Here is a 22681-nt window from a genome sequence, read left to right on the forward strand (position 1 = left end):
AGAGTAGGACGTTGCCAGGCAGCATTAATAGGATGCGATGAGCCGAGACCGAGAGGTCTCTTTTTTTTATGTCAAAAAAGGCTTAACTTCTCCAGTTCGAAGAACTGAAAAGCCTAAAATAAGCTATTATGAGAAAGTGTTTGAAGCTGACGAACTGAGCAAAAGACGAAGCGAGCTTACAAGCGGTATTGATTAAATGAACATACAAGTCAAAACTCGTATGTAAGAATAACTAAATCCAATAAATTGGAAAGACACTCTATATATGAACGTACTTACTGCAGTAAATAGAATGAGTGCGACTACAGGAGCAAACATACACCTAACAAGTAATGTACGATCAAAATTGCAAAATAATTTTAAATATAAAGAGGCCTAACCCTATATAGTAAGGATTAGGCCTCTTATAATGCTTAAATCAGCAATGAATATAACATTTTATTTTCGTTAATATAAATATTTGATTTATCAAATTCATCAACATTTGCTTTTAAATGTCCCAAATCTTTATGATTATTCAACTGAATACCTATAATTACAGTTCCAGTATTTTGGGAAGATTTTTTGAGATATTCAAATTTCGTAATATCATCTTTAGGACCAAGTACTTCGTTAACAAATTCTCTTAATGCGCCTGGACGTTGCGGGAAATTTAGGATGAAGTAATGCTTCATCTCTTCAAATAATAATGAACGTTCTTCAATTTCCTTCATACGATTAATATCATTATTGCCACCACTAACAACACAGACAACAGTTTTTCCTTTGATTTCTGCTTGATATTGATCAAGTGCAGCTACACTTAATGCACCCGCAGGTTCAGCAATAATAGCTTGTTTAGAGTACATATCTAAAATAGTTGAACAAACAGCACCCTCATGTACTTGGATATAATCATCAACGATATCTTTAGAAATATCAAAAGTAATTTGTCCAACACGCGCTACAGATGCGCCATCTACAAATTTATCAATATCTGGTAAAGTAACTAGTTGATTTTCCAATACTACTGAAGTATACATACTTGCTGCACCCGCAGGCTCAACACCTATAATTGAAGTTTCTGGAGAATGCGTTTTGAAATAAGTACCAACTCCAGAAATTAAACCACCACCACCGATTGCAGCAAATAAATAATCGAATTGAATGTCGTTATCTTTAGATTGTTCAAGTATTTCTTTAGCTAATGTGCCTTGACCAGCAATAGTATAAATATTATTAAAAGGGTCAATAAAGTTCATTTTATTTTCTTCAGTATAAACAAGGGCTTCTTTAAGGCAGTCGTCAAAAGTATCACCAGTTAATACGACTTCAGTATTGTCGCCACCAAAGAATTTCACTTGGTTAATTTTTTGAAGTGGGGTAGTTACTGGCATAAATATGACAGTATTCAAGTTTAAGTTACTAGCTGTATAAGCTACGCCTTGTGCATGATTACCCGCACTTGCACACGTGATACCGTTTTGACGATCAGCTTCATCTAAAGCAATAATCGCGTTATATGCACCTCTGAGTTTAAATGACCTAACCCATTGCAAATCTTCACGTTTTAAATAAACGTTACAATCATATTTTTGTGATAAATAGTGATCTTTTTGTAATGGTGTCTCTTTAACTATATCTTTTAATTGTAAATAAGCTTCATCTATATCCTTTGAAGAAACTGTTGTTTTTACAGTCATTAGTTTCACCCTTTTTGTATTAATTAGTATGTTTTTGCTGCTTCGTAATTTTTGATTGCATCTTCAAACTGTAAAGTGATATCAATATCATCAAGTCCATTGACGAGTTTTTTCTTCCATGTTTCATCAATTTGAAAATCAAATGATTTATCTTTTGTCGAAACAGTTTGATTTGGTAAATCTATTGTAATCTCTCCAGCATCTGCTAGATACTCTCTTGCTTCTTTGTCTAATACAATAGGCAACATTGCATTTTTAGTACAATTCATATAAAAAATATCACTATAGCTACCGGCGATAATAATGTCAAAACCATAGTCTTTAATAGCCCATGCCGCATGTTCACGACTGGATCCACATCCAAAATTTTCACCAGTAATTAAAATTGAAGCATCTTTATATTCTGGTTTATTAGGATTAAAATCTGGGTTATCAGAACCATCATCTAAATAGCGCCATTCATCAAATGCAAAAGGTCCAAAACCTGACTTAGAAATACGTTTTAAATGTACTTTTGGAATAATTTGATCGGTATCAATATTGTCATTAAAAAGTGGTACGACTTTACCAGTGTATGTTGTGATTGGTTTGATTTCCATTTTATACAACCACCTTTCTAACATCTACAAATTTTCCATTAATAGCAGCAGCTGCTGCCATTGCAGGTGATACTAAATGAGTACGAGCGCCTTTACCTTGTCGTCCTTCAAAGTTACGGTTACTCGTAGAAGCACAATGTACACCATTAGGCACTTGGTCTGGATTCATTCCCAGGCACATGGAGCATCCAGGCTCTCTCCAATCAAAACCAGCGTCTTTAAATATTTTATCAAGACCTAATTTTTCAGCTTCTATCTTAACTGTACGTGAACCTGGTACAACAATTGCAGTAATGTTTGGGTGTACTTTATTCCCTTTAACGACGTGACTTGCTTCAACCAAGTCAGAAAGGCGAGCATTAGTACAAGAACCTAAGAATACATAACCTAAGTCTATGTCCTCAGCTTTTTGACCAGGTTGAAGGCCCATGTAATTATAAGCACGTTCATCATTTACATTTTGTATTTCAGGGAAGGGCGTATTAAAACTTACACCCATTTCAGGATTTGTACCCCAAGTTACTTGAGGTTCTAGATCAGTTACATCTAAAGTGATCACTCTATCAAATTCTGCATCTTCATCAGTATATAGTTCGCGCCATGCATCAATATCATATTTATAATTTGTAGCATAAGGACGTCCTTTAACATACTCAAAAGTTGTTTCATCTGGAGCCATCATACCGTATTTTGCACCAGCTTCTATAGCCATATTGCAAATTGTCATTCTCGCTTCCATGGATAAACTGCGAATTGTTTCACCAGAAAATTCTAGAGCATAACCAGTACCGAAATCAACACCATGTTGATTGATAAGATGCAAAATAATATCTTTTGCGTAAACACCTGTAGGTAATTTACCATTTACTTCAATTTTTAAATTTTTAGGTTTAGTTTGCCAAAGTGATTGTGTTGCAAAAACGTGTTCAACTTCACTTGTACCAATACCAAAAGCGATTGCACCAAAAGCACCATGAGTCGCAGTATGTGAGTCACCGCAGACGATGGTTTTTCCTGGTTGAGTCAATCCTGTTTCTGGGCCAACCATATGAACGATACCTTGTTCATCGGATCCCATATCAAAAATATGAACACCAAAGGCCTTTGCATTTTTTTGTAAAGTTGTGATTTGTTTGTTTGCAATTTCATCTTTAATATTGAAAATATCGACCGTTGGCACGTTATGATCAAGTGTTGCATAGGTTAAATCAGGTCTACGCAATTGTCTATTTTGTAGTCTTAATCCTTCAAAAGCTTGAGGAGATGTGACTTCATGTATTAGATGTAGGTCAATATATAATAATTGTGGGTCACCTTCTTTACCAGTTAAGACATGCTTGTTCCAAACTTTATCAAATAGTGTTTTACCCATATGACATCTCCTCCTTTTTAAAGATTTTCTTTGACGTAATTAAAAATTTCTGATGTAAGATAATTACCATTGAGATCACGGGTTGTTTTTCCTTCTTTTATTAATTGATATATAACATTTTCTAATTTATCTGCTGCTTTGTCTTCATTTAGACTTTCTCTAAGACACATTGCCACGGATAGTAACATGCCAAAAGGATTGGCAATATCTTGATTTGCAATATCTGGAGCTGAACCATGAATAGGTTCATATAGTCTTGGACCTTGTTCGCTAAAGCTTGCTGAAGGTGATAATCCCAAAGAACCAGGAATGACTGAAGCTTCGTCACTTAAAATATCGCCAAATAAATTTTCTGTCACAATGACATCAAATTGTGATGGATTTGTTATTAAGTGCATGGCACAAGCATCGACGAGTAAATGGTTTACCTCAACATCAGGATATGATTGAGATACTTCATTTATTACATTTCTCCATAATTTACTAGATGAAAGTACATTTTCTTTATCAACTGAAGTTAACTTTTTATGACGCTTTTGAGCTAATTCAAAACCAACTCTAGCAATTCTTTCGATTTCATCTCTAGTATAAGTCAAGGAATCCAGTGCGTCGTTTTCACTTAATTGTTTTGGTTCACCAAAATAGATGCCACCGGTTAATTCTCTTACTAAAATAAAATCTGTATTTGCGACACGTTCTTCTTTAATAGGGGATAAATGGCTTGTGCCATTTGTAACTGTAGTGGGGCGTATATTTGCAAACAGACCCAAAGCTTTACGAATGCCAAGTAAACCTTGTTCTGGTCTATTATTTGGATCTGTCCACTTGGGTCCCCCCACAGCACCTAATAGGATTGCGTCTGCATTTTTACAAGCATTTAATGTGGAATCTGGAAGTGGTTTGCCATGATTATCTATAGCAATACCACCAAAGTCATGTGATTCTAATTCATATTCAAAATGAAATTCTTTACTTAGCTGTTGTAATATTTCTAATGAACCATTTAATATTTCTGGTCCAATTCCGTCTCCAGGAAGGGCTACAATCTTATAACTCATGAATGAATACCTTCTTCCACTTTTGTATTAGCTACATATTTCGCATGCGCTTCAACATATGATTTACAAGAAGCGAGTAAGATATCGTGGTCAATACCTACACCAGTAACAATTTGATCATCTATCTTAATCTGAACATGTACTTCAGCTTGAGCATCTGTGCCTTCAGTAACAGAGTCTATGCGATATTCAATAAGTTCTGTTTTACGATCAAAGATACGATCAACAGCGTTGTATACAGAAACAATGGAGCCTGTTCCAATACTTGAATCTTGGTACGTATTACCGTCTATATCTTTAATTACAACGACAGCACTTTGTAAACCATTAGAAACAAATTGTAATTGAAGTGTCTCTACTTTATAAATTGCATTTTGTTCATGTTCCGTACCTTGAATTAAAGCATGGATGTCACGATCAGTTACTGCTTTTTTCTTATCAGCGACCGTTTTAAATTGTTTGAATAAAGTTTTTTGTTCTTCAGGATCAACATCGTAACCTAGGGCAGTTAGTTTTTCTGCAAAAGCGTGCTTACCAGAAAGTTTACCAAGTGGTAATTCTGTTGTTTTAACTCCGACAAGTTGGGGTGTCATAATTTCATAAGTTTCTGGATTTTTAAGAACGCCATCTTGGTGTATACCTGATTCATGACTAAATGCGTTTTGTCCAACAATGGCTTTGTTTCTTGGGACTCGAATACCTGCGAATCGAGCAATTAAATCAGATGTTTGTTTTGTTTCTTCTAAATTAATTTGAGTTTGATTATCATAATGATCTTGTCTAACATAAAGGCCCAGTGCAACTTCTTCTAAAGCTGTATTACCAGCACGTTCGCCAATACCATTAAGCGTGCCTTCAATACGTTTTGCGCCATTCTCTATTGCTGCCATACTATTTGCTACTGCTAGGCCTAAATCATCGTGACAATGTGCGCTATAAATCACATCATGATCAGCATGAACAGATTCTTGTAATGTTTTGAAAATTTCACCATATTCTTTAGGATAGCTAAAACCTACAGTATCAGGGATGTTAATTACACTAGCGCCTGCATCAACAGCTGTTTGAACACATTCAATTAAAAATGGTAATTCCGTTCTTGTTGCATCTTCTGGTGAAAACTGAACAACATCAAAATATTGTTTAGCATAAGAAACATGCTCCTTAATAGATGCTAATACTTCTTCTTTTGACATCATTAGTTTTGAATCACGATGGATAGGGCTTGTTGCAATAAATACATGAATCCTAGGTTTAGCTGCTGCTTTAGTTGATTCGTATACTGCATCTATGTCTTTTTTTACACAACGTGCTAAGCCACAGACAGCGGTAGTAGTTAATGTTTTAGCAATAGCTTCAACTGATTTGAAACTACCAGAACTAGAAGCGGGGAAACCTGCTTCAATAATGTCTACGCCCCATTTTTCAAGTTGTTTAGCAATCTTTAATCTTTCATCGAATGAAAAATTTACGCCAGGTGTTTGTTCGCCGTCTCTTAGTGTTGTATCAAAAATTTGAATATGGCTACTCATTTTCAACATCTCCTATAAATGAATTTTAGACAATCATATTTATCGAGAAATTTGAAACATCTTACCAAGTTAGCTAATGCAAAATATTACGATTTGCATTAAAACTTAGCTTGATGTCATTTTTATCGATAGATATGGTAGTTTGCCTAATTATTTTTCAATGCTCTTAGATTTGATGAATGGCATCATATCACGGAGTTCTCTACCAACCGCTTCGATTTGATGACCATGTTGTTCTTCTCTTAATTTATGGAATTCTTCAAAATTATTTTGATTATCTTTAATGAATCGATCACTGAAGTTTCCTTTTTGAATATCATCTAATACAGCTTTCATATTATCTTTAACATCCGGTGTGATAATACGTGGTCCAGAAACATAGTCACCAAATTCAGCTGTATTTGAAATTGAATAGCGCATATTTTCCATACCGCCTTCATACATTAAATCAACAATCAATTTCATTTCATGCAATACTTCAAAGTATGCAATTTCTGGTTGGTAACCTGCTTCTACTAACGTTTCGAAACCAGATTGTACTAATTTAGTCGTACCACCACAAAGCACTGCTTGTTCACCGAATAAATCTGTTTCTGTTTCTTCTTTAAATGATGTTTCTAATACACCTGCACGTGTTGCACCGATACCTTTAGCATAGCTTAATGCTAAATCTCTAGCTTCACCACTCGGATCTTGTTCAACTGCGAATAGGGCAGGGACTGCGCTTCCTTCAGCAAATGTACGACGTACTAAATGTCCAGGTCCTTTAGGCGCTACTAAGAATACATCTACGTTTTCTGGTGGTTGAATAACACCGAAATGAATATTAAAACCATGCGCGAATACTAATGCATTGTTTGCTTCTAAGTTTGGTTCAATTTCTTCTTTATATACTTGGCCTTGAATTTCATCTGGTAATAACACCATGATGACATCAGCTTGTTTTGCTGCTTCATCTACAGGATATACTTCGAAGCCATCATCTTTAGCTTTGTCAAAAGAACGTCCAGGTCTGATTCCGATAATGACATCATAACCGTTGTCTTTTAAATTTTGAGCATGTGCGTGTCCCTGAGAACCATAGCCTATGATTGCTACTTTTTTACCTTGTAAAGCGTCTTTCGTAACTGATTGGTCATAATAAACTGTTGTCATAATAAAATCCTCCATTTTTGTAATTAAGTATAGTTGAAGCTTTGTTAAACTAATGCTGCTGAACCAGTTCTAGAAACTTGTTCAATTTCATATGATGATAGATCATCTAATAAGTTGTCCATTGTATATTGTGGGCCTGAAGCTTGAAGATACGTAAAAGGTGCTTCATGTTTTAATATAGAGACTAGCGCATCATATGGTTTGATTACATTTTGTAAATCTTGCTGATTCGTCGGTGTTTTTAATTTCACTAGCACCAACTCTCTGTTGTAAGTGTTACTTTCAGTAATGTCTTCAACATCAATAATGTTTATTTGTTTTTCTAGTTGTTGAAGTAGATTACGTAACACATCTCTATCAGGTACTTCTGCTACAAAAGTAATGTCCGAAATACCTTCTTCTAAAGTTGGAGTCGCTGACAATGTCACGATGTTAAACTGTCTACGGACGAAGATACTTGTTAAGCGATTTAACGTCCCAGCTTTATCTCTTACTTTTGTTCTAAAAGTCCTTCTCATAATAGACCCTCCATTTCATGATTAGCTTTGCCGCTTGGTACCATTGGTGATACAGGTTCAATAGGTGAAATACGTACATCAATGAGTGCAGGTCCTTCATGTTGAAAAGCTGCATCTAACTGTTGTTCTAATTGGCTTGGATTTTCAACTAAGTAACCTTTCACGTTGTAAGCTTCAGCTAATTTCAAAAAGTCTGGTTGGCCATTAAATACTGAGTGAGAGAAACGTTTATTAAAGAATTTATCCTGCCATTGCTTAACCATGCCGAGTGTACCGTTGTTAATAATGACAATCTTGATATCAAGGTTGTATTCTTCTAAAATGGCCATTTCTTGGTTTGTCATTTGGAATCCACCATCACCAACAAAGGCAACGACTGTTTTATCAGGTGCTGCAAGTTTTGCTCCAATAGCAGCAGGGATACCAAATCCCATTGTGCCGAGACCACCACTTGTTACTAATTGACCATGATTTTTAAATGGAAAGAATTGGGCAACCCACATTTGATGTTGTCCGACATCGGTAGTTACTACGGCGTCACCTTGTGTAATTTCACCAATATATTCAATCGTTCTTTGAGGTTTAGAAAATACGCCGTCCTCATCTTCTTTATATGCAAAAGGTTGTTTAGCTTTATTTTCATTACAAGTTTCTAACCAGTCATCATGTCTAATTGAATAACTATCGAAATCTAATAATGCTTCTAAAGTTGCTTTACAGTCAGCAACGATACCTAAATCTACTTTGATGATTTTATTTATTTCAGATGCGTCGATGTCCACATGTACTATTTTGGCATTTGGTGCAAATGATTCTGGATCACTTGCTAATCTATCGTCAAACCGACTACCAAAGTTAATGAGTAAATCGCAATCCGTTAATGCCATATTGCTGGCATATGAGCCGTGCATACCACCCATACCTAAAAATAGGGGATGTTCATATGGTATAGCACCGAGACCTAATAGCGTACTAACGACAGGTAATTGATGTCTATTTACAAATTCAGTAAATACTTTATTGGCTTTGGCATGATTAATACCTGCACCTGAAAGTACAACAGGCTTTTTAGCACTTTTTAAATAATCACGTAGTTTTTGAATTTCTTCTTTTTTAGGTTGATTTGGTACGGAATAACCTGGTAATTCTAATTCTTCTGTTACTTGTGCGTTTGTTGATAAGATCCCCATATCTTTTGGAAAATCAATTACAACTGGACCTTTTCTACCAGTATTGGCGATATGAAACGCTTCATGAATGATAGTAGGGATGTCGTTTACATTTTTCACTTGATAATTGTGTTTTGTTATTGGTGTTGTCATTGAAAGTAAATCAGCTTCTTGGAAAGCATCTTTACCAATACCAGGTGTAGCGACTTGACCAGTGATGACAACAAGTGGCAATGAGTCACTATAAGCATCAGCAATACCTGTAATTGCATTGGTTGCTCCTGGCCCGCTTGTTACGACAACAACGCCTGTATTACCGGATACTCTTGCATACCCTTCAGCTGCGTGTGTAGCACCTTGTTCATGTCTTGCTAAGATATGTTCAATTTTCCCATCATAAAATGTGTCGTAAAGGGGGAGTACTGCACCACCCGGATACCCAAAGATAAAGTCTACGTTCTCATTTGCAAGTGATTCTACTAACAATTCTGACCCGGATTTCATCTCATCTATTGTTTGTTGTTCTAACTCTACCTCAGGTTCAACGGCTTCAGCTGCTTCTAAAGAATCAAAATTTTCTGACAATTCATTTTCAAGTGTTTCCGTTTGTTTAGACATAATGCTCACTCCTTAAATGAGATTTTCTGGTACTTGCATGATACCACCTGTATTAGCACTTGTTACTAATGCAGTGTAACGCGCAAGATAACCTGTTTTTACTTTTGCTTTAAATGGTTTTACGTTTTGCTTTCTAGCGTCTAATTCTTCAGTTGAAACATTGAGATCTAATGTACGGTTCGTTAAATCAATCGTTATTTCATCTCCGTCATCTATTAATCCAATTGGACCACCTGCTGCAGCTTCTGGTGATATATGACCAACAGCAATACCACGTGTAGCACCTGAAAATCTTCCATCTGTGATAAGCGCTACATCTTTTCCTAAGCCTCGTCCTACAATGGATGAAGTAGGGGCTAACATTTCTGGCATCCCTGGACCACCTTTAGGGCCTTCATATCGGATAACAACTACGTGACCTTCACGAACATCATGGTTATCAATCGCTTCGACAGCTTCGTCATGTGAGTCAAAACAAATTGCTTTACCTTTAAAGACTTTAATGGAAGGGTCTACACCACCAACTTTTATAACAGCACCTTTGGGAGCGATATTTCCATAAAGGATGGAAAGTCCACCTTGTTTATCATATGGATTATCTAAATGTCTTATAACATCACTATTTAAGATTTCTTTATCTTCATTGTTTTCACGTAATGTTTTACCTGTAGCTGTAATTCTATCTGGATGCAATGTACCTTCTTTTTTAAATAATTCGTTTATGATAGCTGGAACACCACCAGCTTCATGTACATCATGCATTGAATAGGATGAGCTTGGTGCTATTTTTGAAAGATATGGTGTTTTCTTAGCAATTTCATTAATTCTTGTTAAATCATAATCAATACCTGCTTCATTTGCGATAGCAAGTGTATGCAGTACAGTATTGGTTGAACCACCCATGGCCATGTCTAATGCAAAAGCATCGTCAATTGCTTCTCGGGTTACAATATCTTTTGGTTTAAGATCGTTTTTAATATTATCTACTAGTTTGAATGCAGCTTCTCTAATCATTTCTCTACGTTGGTCACTTACTGCAAGTGCAGTACCATTATATGGAAGGGCTAACCCTAACACTTCCATTAAACAGTTCATTGAATTCGCAGTAAACATACCAGAACATGAACCACAAGTTGGACAAGCATTTTGTTCCATATCTAAAAATTCATCTTTTGAAATAGATCCATCTTTAAATGCACCAACTGCTTCGAACATTGAAGAAAGTGTTAAAGCTTTACCTTCTGAAGATAAACCGGCTTTCATTGGACCACCCGAACAAAAGATAGCTGGTACATTGGTACGAACAGATGCTAATAACATGCCTGGTGTAATTTTATCGCAATTTGGGATGTAGAATACACCATCAAACCAATGTGCATTAATAACTGTTTCAGCTGCATCAGCTATGATTTCTCTAGATGGTAGAGAATATCTCATTCCAATATGGCCCATTGCAATACCATCATCTACACCGATTGTGTCAAATTCAAAGGGAATCGCACCAGCTTCACGAATGGCTTCTTTAGCTATGTCTGCTAATTCTCTAAGATGTACGTGTCCAGGGACAATATCAATATATGAGTTACAAATTGCCACGAATGGCTTGTTCATATCTGTTGGTTTTTCTAATGCACCCGTTGCATGTAAAAGACTTCTTGCTGGTGCTTGTTGATCTCCTTTTTTGATCATGTCACTTCTCATATTTAATTCCCCCATAAAATTGAAAATAAAAAAAGTGTCCCAATAATTTATTGGGACACTTTAAAGTCCCATTCAACTAGAATAAGGACTTAAACGTTTAGTAGTTTCTTTACTAAAGTTCCAGTCCTATGAGCATAATAAAATGACTAAAATATTTGAAGTTGTTGGTTGAGCTTGCGTTGTATGTTTGGTCATTTTATTATACTCCTCTCGATAGAATGGTTTATTTTTTCTGATTTGTTTGAAATGTCTAAAAATTTGATAAATTAAATTTACTACATCAAATGGGTTGTGTCAATAACTTTTTTTATTTTTCTGTCAATTCAAATATTTCAAAATTAAAGGAAATTGTTTCACTTTGAAGTATTATATGGAAAAATTTGTTAAACTAGAGTAGTTAATTTTAAGATATATATAAAACCGTTAGTAAATGACAAGGCTATTCATAAGCTAACTCATATTAAATAAGAAAATCAGCTACGCACAATAAATTTAATGAAGGAATACCTGAGCTGAAGCTCATGCATAAATGTCGCTAACCAAATCATGTTAGCAGAATACTTGAGCAAAAGCTCATGCATAAAAGCAACTATTCACAATAAATTGTGAAGTTGCTTTAAAAAGGAGAGGCCAATGATAAAAATTAAAAATTTAGAAGATATGGAAACATTTGCTGGCATTTTAACAAAATATTTATCCGCTGGTGATGTGATTTTGTTAAATGGTGATTTAGGTGCGGGTAAGACAACGTTAAGTCAGTTTATAGGCAAAGCATTGGGCGTGAAGAGAAATATTAATTCTCCTACTTTTAATATCATAAAATCTTATCAAGGTAGTCATCTGAAATTACACCATATGGATTGCTATAGATTAGAAAATACGGAAGAAGATTTAGGCTTTGATGAATATTTTGAAGATCAAGCGATTGTATTAATAGAGTGGAGTCAATTTATTTCAGAATACCTTCCTGTAACGTCACTAACACTAGATATTAAAGCTATAAGCCCTACAGAAAGAACCATAGAATTGAACGCTATTGGAAAGCATTATATAGATATTAAGGAGTCGATTTTGCGTGAATTATCTACTGATTGATACATCTAATCAGCCTTTATCTGTTGCTATTATGCAAGATGATAAAGTACTAAGTGAGTTTAATACAAATGAAAAAAAGAACCATTCTGTTCAATTGATGCCAGCAATTGCTAATATATTAGAAGAAAGTCAATTAGATAAAAAGGAACTTGATGCAATTATTGTTGCGGAAGGTCCAGGATCTTATACTGGCTTAAGAATAGGTGTGACTGTAGCTAAAACATTGGCATATGCACTTAATACGAAGTTATACGGTGTGTCCTCATTAAAAGCCTTAGCAGCTACAGTAAAGGAAGAAAACATTTTAATTGTACCTGTCTTTGACGCAAGACGAGAAGCAGTTTATTCAGGTGTATATCACTATCAAAATGGACATTTAGTACAATTGATTGAAGATCAGTATCTTTCGATTACAATGTTAAAGGAATTGCTATATAAACAAGGTGAACCTTTTAAATTTGTAGGGGCAGATACAGAAAAATTAGCTGATTTATTAAACCATGACTGCATACCTAATTTGCCAAAAGCAAAAGAAATGAAAGCACTGATTGATCATCCAACTGAAATTCATCAATTCAAACCCAACTATATTAAAATATCAGAGGCAGAGAGAAATTGGTTAGACCAACAGAACAAGAATTAAATATTCGTTTAATGGGTTTAAATGATGTGCCACAAGTATTTGATATTGAAAGAAATAGTTTTAATGATAGTAGTTGGTCAATTGATGCATTTTATCACGAAGTAGAGCAAAATGAATTTGCTCATTATTTTGTTATAGAATTTAATGAAAAAATTATTGGTTATATCGGAATTTGGTTAGTTATAGATCAAGCACAAATTACCACAATTGCCATTGATGAAACATATAGAGGATACGGGTTAGGACAGTTATTGCTTAAGTATGCTATGAATTACGTGCAGACAAAATGTGACGTGATGAGTTTAGAAGTACGAGTTGATAACGATGTAGCACAACATGTGTATACGAATTTAGGTTTTCAATATGGAGGAAAACGTAAAAATTATTATGGTGAAGGTGAGGATGCAATAGTGATGTGGGTGAATTTAAATGAGTGAAACAACATTGATATTAGCGATAGAATCAAGCTGTGATGAAACAAGTGTTAGCATTATTGAAAATGGAAAAAACATACTTAGTAATATCGTATTAAGTCAAATTGAGAGTCATAAACGATTTGGCGGTGTTGTCCCTGAGGTAGCAAGCAGACATCATGTTGAAGGGATTACGACAACCATTGATGAGGCATTAAACAGTGCCAATACTACAATGAATGATATTGATGCAGTGGCTGTAACACAAGGACCTGGCTTGATAGGTGCATTATTGGTAGGGATTAATGCTGCAAAAGCACTTGCATTTGCTTATGATAAACCATTAATTCCAGTTCATCATATTGCTGGTCATGTTTATGCGAATCATCTAGAAAAGCCATTACAGTTCCCTTTAATCGCACTGATTGTTTCAGGGGGACATACTGAATTAGTTTATATGAAAAATCATTTGAGCTTTGAAGTGATCGGTGAAACGCGAGATGACGCTGTTGGTGAGGCGTATGATAAAGTAGCGAGAACCATTGGATTAAGTTATCCGGGGGGACCTCAAGTAGATAATTTAGCGGCTCATGGTGAGGATAGTTACGATTTCCCTAGAGTATGGTTAGATAAAAACAGTTATGATTTTAGCTTTAGTGGTTTAAAAAGTGCAGTAATTAATAAATTGCATAACTTACGCCAAAAAGGTGAAGCAATAAATGAAGCAAACGTAGCTACAAGTTTTCAAAATAGTGTCGTTGAAGTATTGGTTGGTAAAACAATAGCGGCATGTAAAAATTATAACGTGAATCAACTTATAGTAGCTGGTGGTGTTGCAAGTAATAAAGGATTAAGAGCGCATTTAGCATCCGCATGTGAGTCAAATGACATCAATTTATCCATACCTAGTCCTAAACTATGTACAGATAATGCAGCAATGATAGGCGCTGCAGGTTATTATTTATTTAAAGCTGGTGTGACTGCAGATATGGCATTAAATGGTTACAATCATATGGATATTGAACAATGTTCAATTGAATCATAAAATAATAAAAGAACTGAGATATTTATATCTCAGTTTTTTTGTTAGTAAGTTAAATTTAAACAAATGAAATAAGGGTATAGGTATTTTAGATTAATTGAACAACATAAAATTTTTTGAGATGAAGATTTTTAAAGGATGAGAAATAAAATGAAAGCTGTACAATATTTCAATTTTCAAAATAGCTTAGCAGCATTAAATTTTTATGAAAAACATTTAGGAGCAACAAATATTCAACGTGTTAGCGGAGACAATGAGATGTTTAATGATATGCCTGAAGAATTTCAAGTACCTCCAGATTTTACGATGAATGCATCTTTTGAAATACTTGGAGAAAGATTTTATTGTAGTGACACGTGGAAAAATAAAAAGATTGATAATAGTGGTGTCATCGTGACATTTACTTTTAACCATAGTAATGAAGCGGATAAAGCAGCTGCTCAAGCATTTTTTGATAAAGCTGTTGAAGCTGGTTGTGAAGTGACGATGCCATTAGGTGCTACGCAATGGTCTGAATTTTATGGTATGTTCAACGATCCATTCGGTATTACATGGATGATTAATGCAGAATAAGTCGTATATCAAATTATAAAATACGCTTAATATTCAATAAGTGTTTTTTAAGTAATGGAGCATATCATGTAATCAAAGTGATTTTTGATTACGTCATATGCTCCTATTTTTAATTATTATGATTTGCTTTAGCTTTAGCACGATGGTAAACATGATTTGGAAATTCCATTATGCGTAATAATTCAATCGCATTTCTGGTATCAGCTTTGCCTGCTTTAATTTTAAAATCAAAAGAGATTTCATTATCTGTGATGGATTCATTAAAATGATAATTTGAATAAGTATCTTCTAATAAAGTGGATAACTCAATATCGTGTGTAGCTGCAATGATTCTAAAAGATTGTAAATGATTTAAATAAGTTAATACGGATTCTGATGCTGCAATCCGTTCCGTTGTATTGGTGCCCTTGAAAATTTCATCAATAAATACATATATCTTTTTATGTGATTGAATATCGAAAAGGCGTTTAATCGATTTAACTTCACTCATGAAGTAACTATCTCCAGATAAAATATCATCTTGATTAACCATTGAAGTATAAACAAGCCCTGGTTTGTAAATAAATTTATGCGCTGTTGCAGTATGAATTGTTTGAGATAACACAATATTCAAAGCGACGGCTTTCATAAATGTTGATTTGCCTGAAGCATTAGAACCAGTTAATAAAATATGTTGATCTACCGTTAAGGAATTAGGTACTGCATCAGAGATGAGCGGATGGGTTAAATTTTCAAATATAATCGAGTCATTCTGTGATGGTTCAGGTATGGTATAGTCATCTAATGTTTCTTGCCATAAAGCAACGGCATAATGATTATCGATACTTGCTACATAATCATAACAGGCCATTACTTCATCTTCGTATGTTTTAAAACTATTTTGAATTAAATGGAACAAATGGTAATCCAACATAAATATTAATTTAAAAAGCATTGAGAAAATTGAAGTTTCATCATTCGTATTCACGCGCCCGAGTAATCCACTAAAACGACGTGCTGTCGTAAAATGTTTGAAATTAACATCTAAACTAGGTGTTTGTTCAAGTTGCTGAATTGCATATGCTTTTTTAATAACATTAGATGTATAGAACATTGAATTTAAATCTTGCTCAAATGTCCGTTTTAAGAAACCACTCAAAATCATATTATAAATACAAGCAATGATGATTAATGGGATTCCAACACTTGGTGATATGAAAGATAAAAGTAAACCTACAATAGGGATATATGTACAAATCATATAAAAGTGATTTCGTTTTATAAATGCAATTTGATCAGGAAAAATTGGATAAATAGATTTTCCGATTTGTGCTAAGTGCAATGACAGTTGATTTCTAAAATGACTATCCGATTTAAAGTGATGTATGAGTGACTGATTATTTACTTCAAACATCTGTCTTAATGTAGCAAAAAGTCTCATTTCACCAATTGCTGTAAAATTAAAATTCATATTTTGCAACACACTATCTAAATTTAAATCGGACCAGGTTTTATCATCGAGTAGTTCATCGCTATCATGCTTATGCTTATATGTATCGAATTGATAACTATAATTATGATTTGGTCTAATGAATGATTCTAATGGTCGTTGTGCTGACCATAACATTTTTATCTTTGTCATTAATTTTTTATTTTCAATGATAGGCATGATGATTGTTAATAATAGGGAGGCTAATATCAATGCAATAATAAACCATAAAATTGCAGGCATAGTTACAAAACTTCCTTTCAATAACTTAAATTTGTACTTGTTCATTATGACATTGTCTCATTTGTTTCACAAACTAGATTTGTCTATGACTACATGAGACAAAAATGATGTCAATAGGGAACGTGCGTACTTATCAACAAATAGTGCACAACTTGTGGATAAGTCGGTGCAAATGGTGTGGATAGGGATTGAATTCTGAATTTTATATAGAAATAAACATTACATTTTACTTGTGGATAACTAGGATAACTTTGTGGATAGCTTTTATCATAAGTTTTTTTGTGTGAATAGTTTTGGTGATGAATCATGAAATAAAAAAATGAAAGTAGAAAATTCTACTTTCATTTTTTAATAGGATGAGCGTTTAAATTAACTTTTCTTGTAATTCTGCCCATTCAGACATAACCTGTTCTAATTTTTGTTCGGTATGTTGTTTGGATATTGCTAAATCATTCGCTTTTTCAGGGTTTGAATATACATCAGGTAATGTGAGCTGCTCATTGATTTCATTAATTTGCGCTTCAAATTGCTCAATATCTGCTTCACAAGTTTCAATTTGGCGTTCGATTTGACGTTGTTCACGTTTCTGAGCTTTCTGATCAATATAAGAATTAGTTGTTGATGCTTCTATTTCAGGTGAAGTAGGATTCTCTGAGTCTTTTTTCGCTTGTATTGCTGCTTGCTCTTCTACTTTTTCAATGAAGTATTGATAATCACCTAAATACATCGTGCCACCGTCATAATTTAAATCATATACTTTATTAGCAAGTTGATTAATGAAATAACGGTCATGTGAAACAAAAAGAATTGTGCCCTTAAAATTATCCAAAGCTTGTTCTAACATCTCTTTAGAATCAATATCTAGATGGTTGGTAGGCTCATCTAATATGAGTACATTATTACGTTCTAACATTAATAAAGCGAGTTGCAGTCGTGCTTTTTCTCCACCAGATAAATCATTAATAATTTTTTTTACATCTTCTTGAACGAATAGGAAACGACCTAAAACAGCTCTGATATCTTTTTCATTCATAGTAGGGTATTGATCCCATAAATAATCTAAGATCGTTTTATTTGATTTAAATTCAGCTTGCTTTTGATCATAGTAACCTATTTTTAAATTGGCACCCGTTGTGACTTCGCCGCCTAATTGATCATGTAGACCAGCGATGGTTTTAATTAAAGTTGATTTACCTATACCATTCGGGCCAATAATAGCGATATGATCACCCTTTGTAACTTCGATATTAATCCCTTTTGTAATAGGTGTATTGTACCCAATCTCTAGATTTTTTATATGGAATACGTCATTACCTGTATTACGGTCGAAATCAAATTGAATATTTGTACTTTTAGCATCAATCATAGGTTTATTAATGCGATCGATTTTATCTAACTTTTTGCGACGACTTTTTGCCATCCCAGTCGTAGAGGCACGCGCAATGTTTTTTTCTACGAATGTTTCTAAGCGTTTGATTTCAGCTTGTTGACTTTCATAGGCTTGCATGCGCTTTTCGTAATACTTATCTCGTTGTTCTATGAATTGTGCATAGTTTCCTACATAGTGTTGTACATCACCGAGTGCTACATCATATATTTGAGTGACAATTTTATCTAAGAAGTATCTATCGTGACTGATGATTACAATGGCCCCGTTAAAATAATTCAAATAACTTTCTAGCCATTGAGTTGTTTCCATGTCTAAATGGTTGGTAGGCTCATCGAGTAATAATAAATCTGGTTCACTTAGTAACATTTGTGCTAAAGATAGTCGGGTCTTTTGACCACCACTAAAATCATTAATGGGTCTATTAAAATCTGATTCAGTGAAGTTTAAGCCATGTAGCACCGTTTTAATTTTACTTTCATATTGATAGCCATCTTGTTGTTCAAATGTGTTTGATAATGACTCATAACGATCAATATGTATTTTATATGCTTCTGTATCGTATTCATTGGCATGTTGTGCAAGCCAATCCGTTTCTTTTTTCATTTCTAGTTCTAATTTTTTCATTGCTTCAAATGTCTTAGACATTTCTTCAAATACAGTTTGATTTGTGTCTAAGGTCATTTGTTGTGTTAAGTAACCAAGTTTTAAATTTTTACTTTTAGATACATAACCACTATCATACCCTTCGACGCCAGCGATTATTTTCATTAATGTTGATTTTCCAGCTCCATTACGTCCGACAATTCCAATACGTTCGCCCGTTTTGACTTCGAAATCCACATTGTTAAAAATATCTTCACCGTCGAATGACTTTGTTAAATCATTAAGTTGTAATAATATCATCCGATTTGCACCTCTCTATTCAATTATCATTCTACAGTATTCACGCTGTGGTTAAAACTATCATTGTTTATTTTTATGATGCATTCATGTATAATGTTGTAGTGATTATAAGATTATACAGTATTAGACATTGAAATAGGGGGAAATGATCTTGGCTAATCAAAGCGAAAAGATTCCTCGTGCTACATTGAAACGTTTACCGTTATATTATAGATTCGTCAATACATTAAAATCAAAAGGTATAGACAGAGTTAATTCAAAAGCAATTAGTGAAGGCTTAAACATTGATTCTGCAACGATACGTAGGGATTTTTCATATTTTGGTGAATTAGGTAAAAAGGGTTACGGCTATAATATAGATAGCTTATTACATTTTTTTAAAAACGAAATAAGCGAAAACGATGAAATTAAGATTGCAATTGTAGGTGTAGGGAACTTAGGTAAAGCATTATTAACATATAACTTCTCAATACATGATGAAATGACAATAACAGAAGCATTTGATATTCGAGAAGAGGTCATTGGTACACAAATAGGGAAAGTGACAGTTAGTCCATTTGAAAAAATTACAGACATACTATCGCATGAACAGATAGATGTCGTTATTCTGACAACGCCTGAGGAAGCGGCTCAGAAGGTTGCTGATACATTAGTGAAAGCAGGCGTTAAAGGTATATTGAACTTTACGCCTAGTCGTGTACAAACGCCATCCGATGTACAAGTACATCACATTGATTTGGGTATAGAACTGCAATCTTTATTATTCTTTATGAAGAATTATAGTCATAAATAAAATGTAATGAACTAGTTTTTGATAAATACGGCATGTGATAACCATGTGGACAAAGTATTTATGGAAAGCTAGTTTTTTATTTGTCTTCGAGTTGTTAATTATTTTAAAAGCTAGCTGATTTTTAAAATAAATTTTCGTGAAACTGTAAGGTTGAAATTTTATACGAAATCTAATATTATTAATCTTATTGATTTTATCGGGAAAGAGGTTATGATATGACATGGTTAATTATCAGTGGACTGGTCGTAGGCGCTCTATTGGGGTTTGTTATGCAGCGAACACGATTTTGTCTAGCTGGTGGATTTAGGGATATGTATATTCAAAAGAGTAACAAAATGTTTTACGCCTTATTAATTGCGATTTCTGTACAAAGTATTGGCTTATTGCTATTAACTTCAACAGGATTAGTTGAAATACCAGAGTCAACATATCCTATCATTGGTACAGTGATTGGATCATTTATTTTTGGATTAGGTATTATTATGGCAGGTGGCTGTGCTACAGGAACATGGTATAGAGCTGGTGAAGGACTAATCGGTAGTTGGATGGCGTTAATTGCTTATGCTTTTACTTCCGCCGCAACAAAATTTGGTTTATTACTACCATTAATGAACGGTTTAAATAAACCTACTAATGTAAATACGAGTATGTCACAAACAACAGGTATTCCAACCTGGGTTTTCGTAATTGTACTCATAGTAATCACTTTATTCTTCGTAGTAAAAACATTACGTAAACCAAAACCAAAATTTGCAGTACCTAAATTAAAGCAAAAATTCACAGGTATACGTCATTATTTATTTGAGAAAAAATATCACCCATTTGTGGCAGCAATCGCAGTAGGACTTATCGCATTGCTCGCATGGCCAGTGAGTGAATCAACTGGTAGAATGTATGGTTTAGGTATTACAACACCTTCTGCAAACTTGGTACAATTTTTTGTAACGGGTGACTTGAAATTATTGGACTGGGGTGTCTTCCTGGTTCTAGGTATATTCTTTGGCTCTTATATTGCGGCTAAAGGTGCTAAAGAGTTTAAATGGAGATTACCGGATAAAAAAACAATACGCAATAGTATTATAGGCGGTGTGTTAATGGGATTTGGTGCATCTGTAGCAGGTGGTTGCTCTATAGGGAATGGTTTAGTTGAGACAGCGACAATGTCATGGAAAGGCTGGATTGCACTTGCTTCAATGATATTAGGCGCATGGACAATGAGTTATTTTGTATTTATTAGACCAATGAAAAAAGCACAAAGCCAAACTTCAAACACGAAAGTTTCATCACAAACGCAAACATCATAATTAAAATGGAGGTAATACGATATGGTACATGAATTAGGTACAGTTGGAATGGTTTGTCCATTTCCATTAATAGAAGCACAAAAGAAAATGAATACATTAGACAATGGTGAAGAATTAAAAATTGACTTCGATTGTACACAAGCAACAGAAGCATTACCTAATTGGGCAGCAGAGCAAGGTTACCCCGTAACGAATTACGAACAATTAGACGATGCTTCATGGACGATTACAATTCAAAAAGCTTAAATATACATTAAACCAATTTGTTTAATCTAAGGTAGTATACCTTGATTGAAGCAAATTGGTTTTTAATTTAAATAGTATTTAAAGCGATTCCATTATGATAGAATTGATATTGTTCATAATAGTGAAGTAATGAGAGTGAGAAACTATGAAAAATATTGATGATATAGCAAAACTAGCCGGTGTCTCTAAAAGTACAGTTTCTAGATATTTAAATGATGGCTCGGTAAGTATGAAAACAAAAGAAAAATTAGATAAAATCATACATGAACATGATTATCAGCCGAATCAATTCGCACAAAGCTTAAGAGCATATCGTACAAATATGATAGGCGCTATCATACCAAGAATGAATTCGTTTGCAGTTGATGAAACGATTAAAGGTGTTAAAACGATATGCGATAAACAAAATTATAGGCTATTGCTTAATTACACCAATTTGAATTCAGATTTAGAACTAGATGCACTAGAGACTTTTTACAGAAGTAAAGTGGACGGGATTATCTTTATGGCCACAGATATTACAGATAAACATTTAGAAGTGATTCATAAAATCAATGTACCTGTGATCATTGTTGGTCAAACTCATGAACAATTACATTGTATTGTTCACGATGATTATCAAGCTGGTTATCTTGTTGGAGATACACTGGGAAAACAGGGCTATAAGGATATTCAATTTTTTGGTGTTACGGAGACAGATACGGCTGTAGGTATATATAGAAAGCAAGGATTTATCGATGGACTTAAAGTTCATGGTATTGAGCCCAGTATTTCGATAACATCTTTTAACTATCAAGAAGCCAAACCAGACGTAGCTAGCGTATTACAAAAATATCCACATTTTGATGCCATCGTAGGGGGGACTGATTCGATAGCTTTAGCTGTTCATAAATATAATTCGGAACATCATATGTCTAAATATATCGTTGGTTTTGGTGGAGATCCAGTTACAAAAATTGTTTCGCCATCTATACATACGGTGAGATATGCTTTTGATTATGCAGGAGAAGTTGCTATGGAAAAATTAAATCAATTAATACAACATAAAGACGTAGAAAAACAAATCACTATTGAAATTGACCATTCGTTTAAAAATTAAACGAAACATGATATTATAAATATGAATAAATGGAACCGGTACCAAAAATGACAATGAATTACTTG

The 22681-nt window shown here is 34.1% G+C and carries 20 protein-coding genes; 9 read left to right on the forward strand and 11 right to left on the reverse strand.

The genetic code is table 11. From position 1 onward, the window contains the following. Window positions 1-413: 413 nt before the first annotated feature. The 9 genes from ilvA to ilvD form a co-directional block, all read right to left on the reverse strand. Entirely contained in the window at window positions 414-1682 is a 1269-nt protein-coding gene (ilvA, locus tag KA893_RS11470; RefSeq protein ID WP_041079881.1) for a threonine ammonia-lyase IlvA, read from the reverse strand. A gap of 23 nt (window positions 1683-1705) precedes the next feature. Next, window positions 1706-2281 carry a 3-isopropylmalate dehydratase small subunit gene (gene leuD, locus KA893_RS11475; protein WP_002482760.1) on the reverse strand — a complete coding sequence of 192 codons (576 nt, stop codon included), beginning with the start codon at window positions 2279-2281 and terminating at the stop codon, window positions 1706-1708. 1 nt (window position 2282) lies between these two features. Then, a complete protein-coding gene (gene leuC, locus KA893_RS11480) occupies window positions 2283-3653 on the reverse strand; it encodes a 3-isopropylmalate dehydratase large subunit (protein ID WP_002482761.1) in 1371 nt (456 codons plus the stop codon). A gap of 17 nt (window positions 3654-3670) precedes the next feature. Further along, the gene (gene leuB / locus KA893_RS11485; RefSeq protein ID WP_011302711.1) at window positions 3671-4711 is read right to left on the reverse strand and encodes a 3-isopropylmalate dehydrogenase; all 1041 of its coding nucleotides are present in this window, start codon (window positions 4709-4711) and stop codon (window positions 3671-3673) included. After that, window positions 4708-6243: a 2-isopropylmalate synthase gene (locus KA893_RS11490; protein ID WP_011302712.1), complete on the reverse strand. Its 1536-nt coding sequence runs from the start codon at window positions 6241-6243 to the stop codon at window positions 4708-4710. Before KA893_RS11490 ends, leuB begins: the two co-directional genes overlap by 4 nt. Before the next feature lie 150 nt (window positions 6244-6393). Further along, window positions 6394-7398 (reverse strand): ketol-acid reductoisomerase, encoded by a 1005-nt coding sequence (gene ilvC / locus KA893_RS11495; protein ID WP_037538061.1) that lies wholly within the window; start codon window positions 7396-7398, stop codon window positions 6394-6396. Between the two features lie 44 nt (window positions 7399-7442). Then, a complete protein-coding gene (ilvN, locus tag KA893_RS11500) occupies window positions 7443-7916 on the reverse strand; it encodes an acetolactate synthase small subunit (protein WP_002482765.1) in 474 nt (157 codons plus the stop codon). Further along, window positions 7913-9703 carry a biosynthetic-type acetolactate synthase large subunit gene (gene ilvB / locus KA893_RS11505; RefSeq protein WP_002482766.1) on the reverse strand — a complete coding sequence of 597 codons (1791 nt, stop codon included), beginning with the start codon at window positions 9701-9703 and terminating at the stop codon, window positions 7913-7915. Before ilvB ends, ilvN begins: the two co-directional genes overlap by 4 nt. Window positions 9704-9715: 12 nt before the next feature. Continuing rightward, window positions 9716-11404, reverse strand: coding sequence for a dihydroxy-acid dehydratase (gene ilvD, locus KA893_RS11510; protein WP_210125821.1), 1689 nt, complete (start codon window positions 11402-11404; stop codon window positions 9716-9718). Window positions 11405-12037: 633 nt separating this feature from the next. On the opposite strand from ilvD, the gene tsaE reads away from it, so the two are divergent. The 5 genes from tsaE (at window position 12038) to KA893_RS11535 (ending at window position 15170) form a co-directional block, all read left to right on the forward strand. After that, window positions 12038-12499 (forward strand): tRNA (adenosine(37)-N6)-threonylcarbamoyltransferase complex ATPase subunit type 1 TsaE, encoded by a 462-nt coding sequence (gene tsaE, locus KA893_RS11515; protein WP_041079879.1) that lies wholly within the window; start codon window positions 12038-12040, stop codon window positions 12497-12499. Beyond that, complete coding sequence (gene tsaB, locus KA893_RS11520) at window positions 12480-13142, forward strand: tRNA (adenosine(37)-N6)-threonylcarbamoyltransferase complex dimerization subunit type 1 TsaB (protein ID WP_041079878.1); 663 nt, start codon at window positions 12480-12482, stop codon at window positions 13140-13142. Before tsaE ends, tsaB begins: the two co-directional genes overlap by 20 nt. Further along, window positions 13115-13579: a ribosomal protein S18-alanine N-acetyltransferase gene (gene rimI / locus KA893_RS11525; protein ID WP_002482770.1), complete on the forward strand. Its 465-nt coding sequence runs from the start codon at window positions 13115-13117 to the stop codon at window positions 13577-13579. The genes tsaB and rimI overlap by 28 nt, the downstream gene beginning before the upstream one ends. Then, window positions 13572-14600 carry a tRNA (adenosine(37)-N6)-threonylcarbamoyltransferase complex transferase subunit TsaD gene (gene tsaD / locus KA893_RS11530; protein ID WP_002482771.1) on the forward strand — a complete coding sequence of 343 codons (1029 nt, stop codon included), beginning with the start codon at window positions 13572-13574 and terminating at the stop codon, window positions 14598-14600. The genes rimI and tsaD overlap by 8 nt, the downstream gene beginning before the upstream one ends. 147 nt (window positions 14601-14747) lie before the next feature. Next, window positions 14748-15170: a VOC family protein gene (locus tag KA893_RS11535; RefSeq protein WP_002482772.1), complete on the forward strand. Its 423-nt coding sequence runs from the start codon at window positions 14748-14750 to the stop codon at window positions 15168-15170. A gap of 109 nt (window positions 15171-15279) precedes the next feature. Here the strand turns inward: KA893_RS11535 and KA893_RS11540 are convergent, their stop codons facing one another. Then, complete coding sequence (locus KA893_RS11540; protein ID WP_037538078.1) at window positions 15280-16881, reverse strand: MutS-related protein; 1602 nt, start codon at window positions 16879-16881, stop codon at window positions 15280-15282. Between the two features lie 364 nt (window positions 16882-17245). After that, on the reverse strand, window positions 17246-19174 hold the full coding sequence (locus tag KA893_RS11545) for an ABC-F family ATP-binding cassette domain-containing protein (RefSeq protein ID WP_115338434.1): 1929 nt from the start codon (window positions 19172-19174) through the stop codon (window positions 17246-17248). A 145-nt stretch (window positions 19175-19319) separates the two neighbouring features. Between KA893_RS11545 and KA893_RS11550 the strand changes: the two genes are divergently transcribed. The 4 genes from KA893_RS11550 to KA893_RS11565 all read left to right on the forward strand — a co-directional run bounded on the left by KA893_RS11550 (window position 19320) and on the right by KA893_RS11565 (window position 22616). Next, window positions 19320-19967 (forward strand): redox-sensing transcriptional repressor Rex, encoded by a 648-nt coding sequence (locus tag KA893_RS11550; RefSeq protein ID WP_002482775.1) that lies wholly within the window; start codon window positions 19320-19322, stop codon window positions 19965-19967. A 215-nt stretch (window positions 19968-20182) separates the two neighbouring features. Next, window positions 20183-21271 (forward strand): YeeE/YedE family protein, encoded by a 1089-nt coding sequence (locus KA893_RS11555; RefSeq protein ID WP_037538082.1) that lies wholly within the window; start codon window positions 20183-20185, stop codon window positions 21269-21271. 21 nt (window positions 21272-21292) lie between these two features. Then, complete coding sequence (locus KA893_RS11560) at window positions 21293-21517, forward strand: sulfurtransferase TusA family protein (RefSeq protein WP_002482777.1); 225 nt, start codon at window positions 21293-21295, stop codon at window positions 21515-21517. A gap of 145 nt (window positions 21518-21662) precedes the next feature. Further along, window positions 21663-22616 (forward strand): LacI family DNA-binding transcriptional regulator, encoded by a 954-nt coding sequence (locus KA893_RS11565; RefSeq protein ID WP_002482778.1) that lies wholly within the window; start codon window positions 21663-21665, stop codon window positions 22614-22616. The last annotated feature ends 65 nt before the right edge of the window (window positions 22617-22681 follow it).

Source organism: Staphylococcus sp. GDY8P126P (genome assembly GCF_017891965.1).
Taxonomy (GTDB): domain Bacteria; phylum Bacillota; class Bacilli; order Staphylococcales; family Staphylococcaceae; genus Staphylococcus; species Staphylococcus saprophyticus.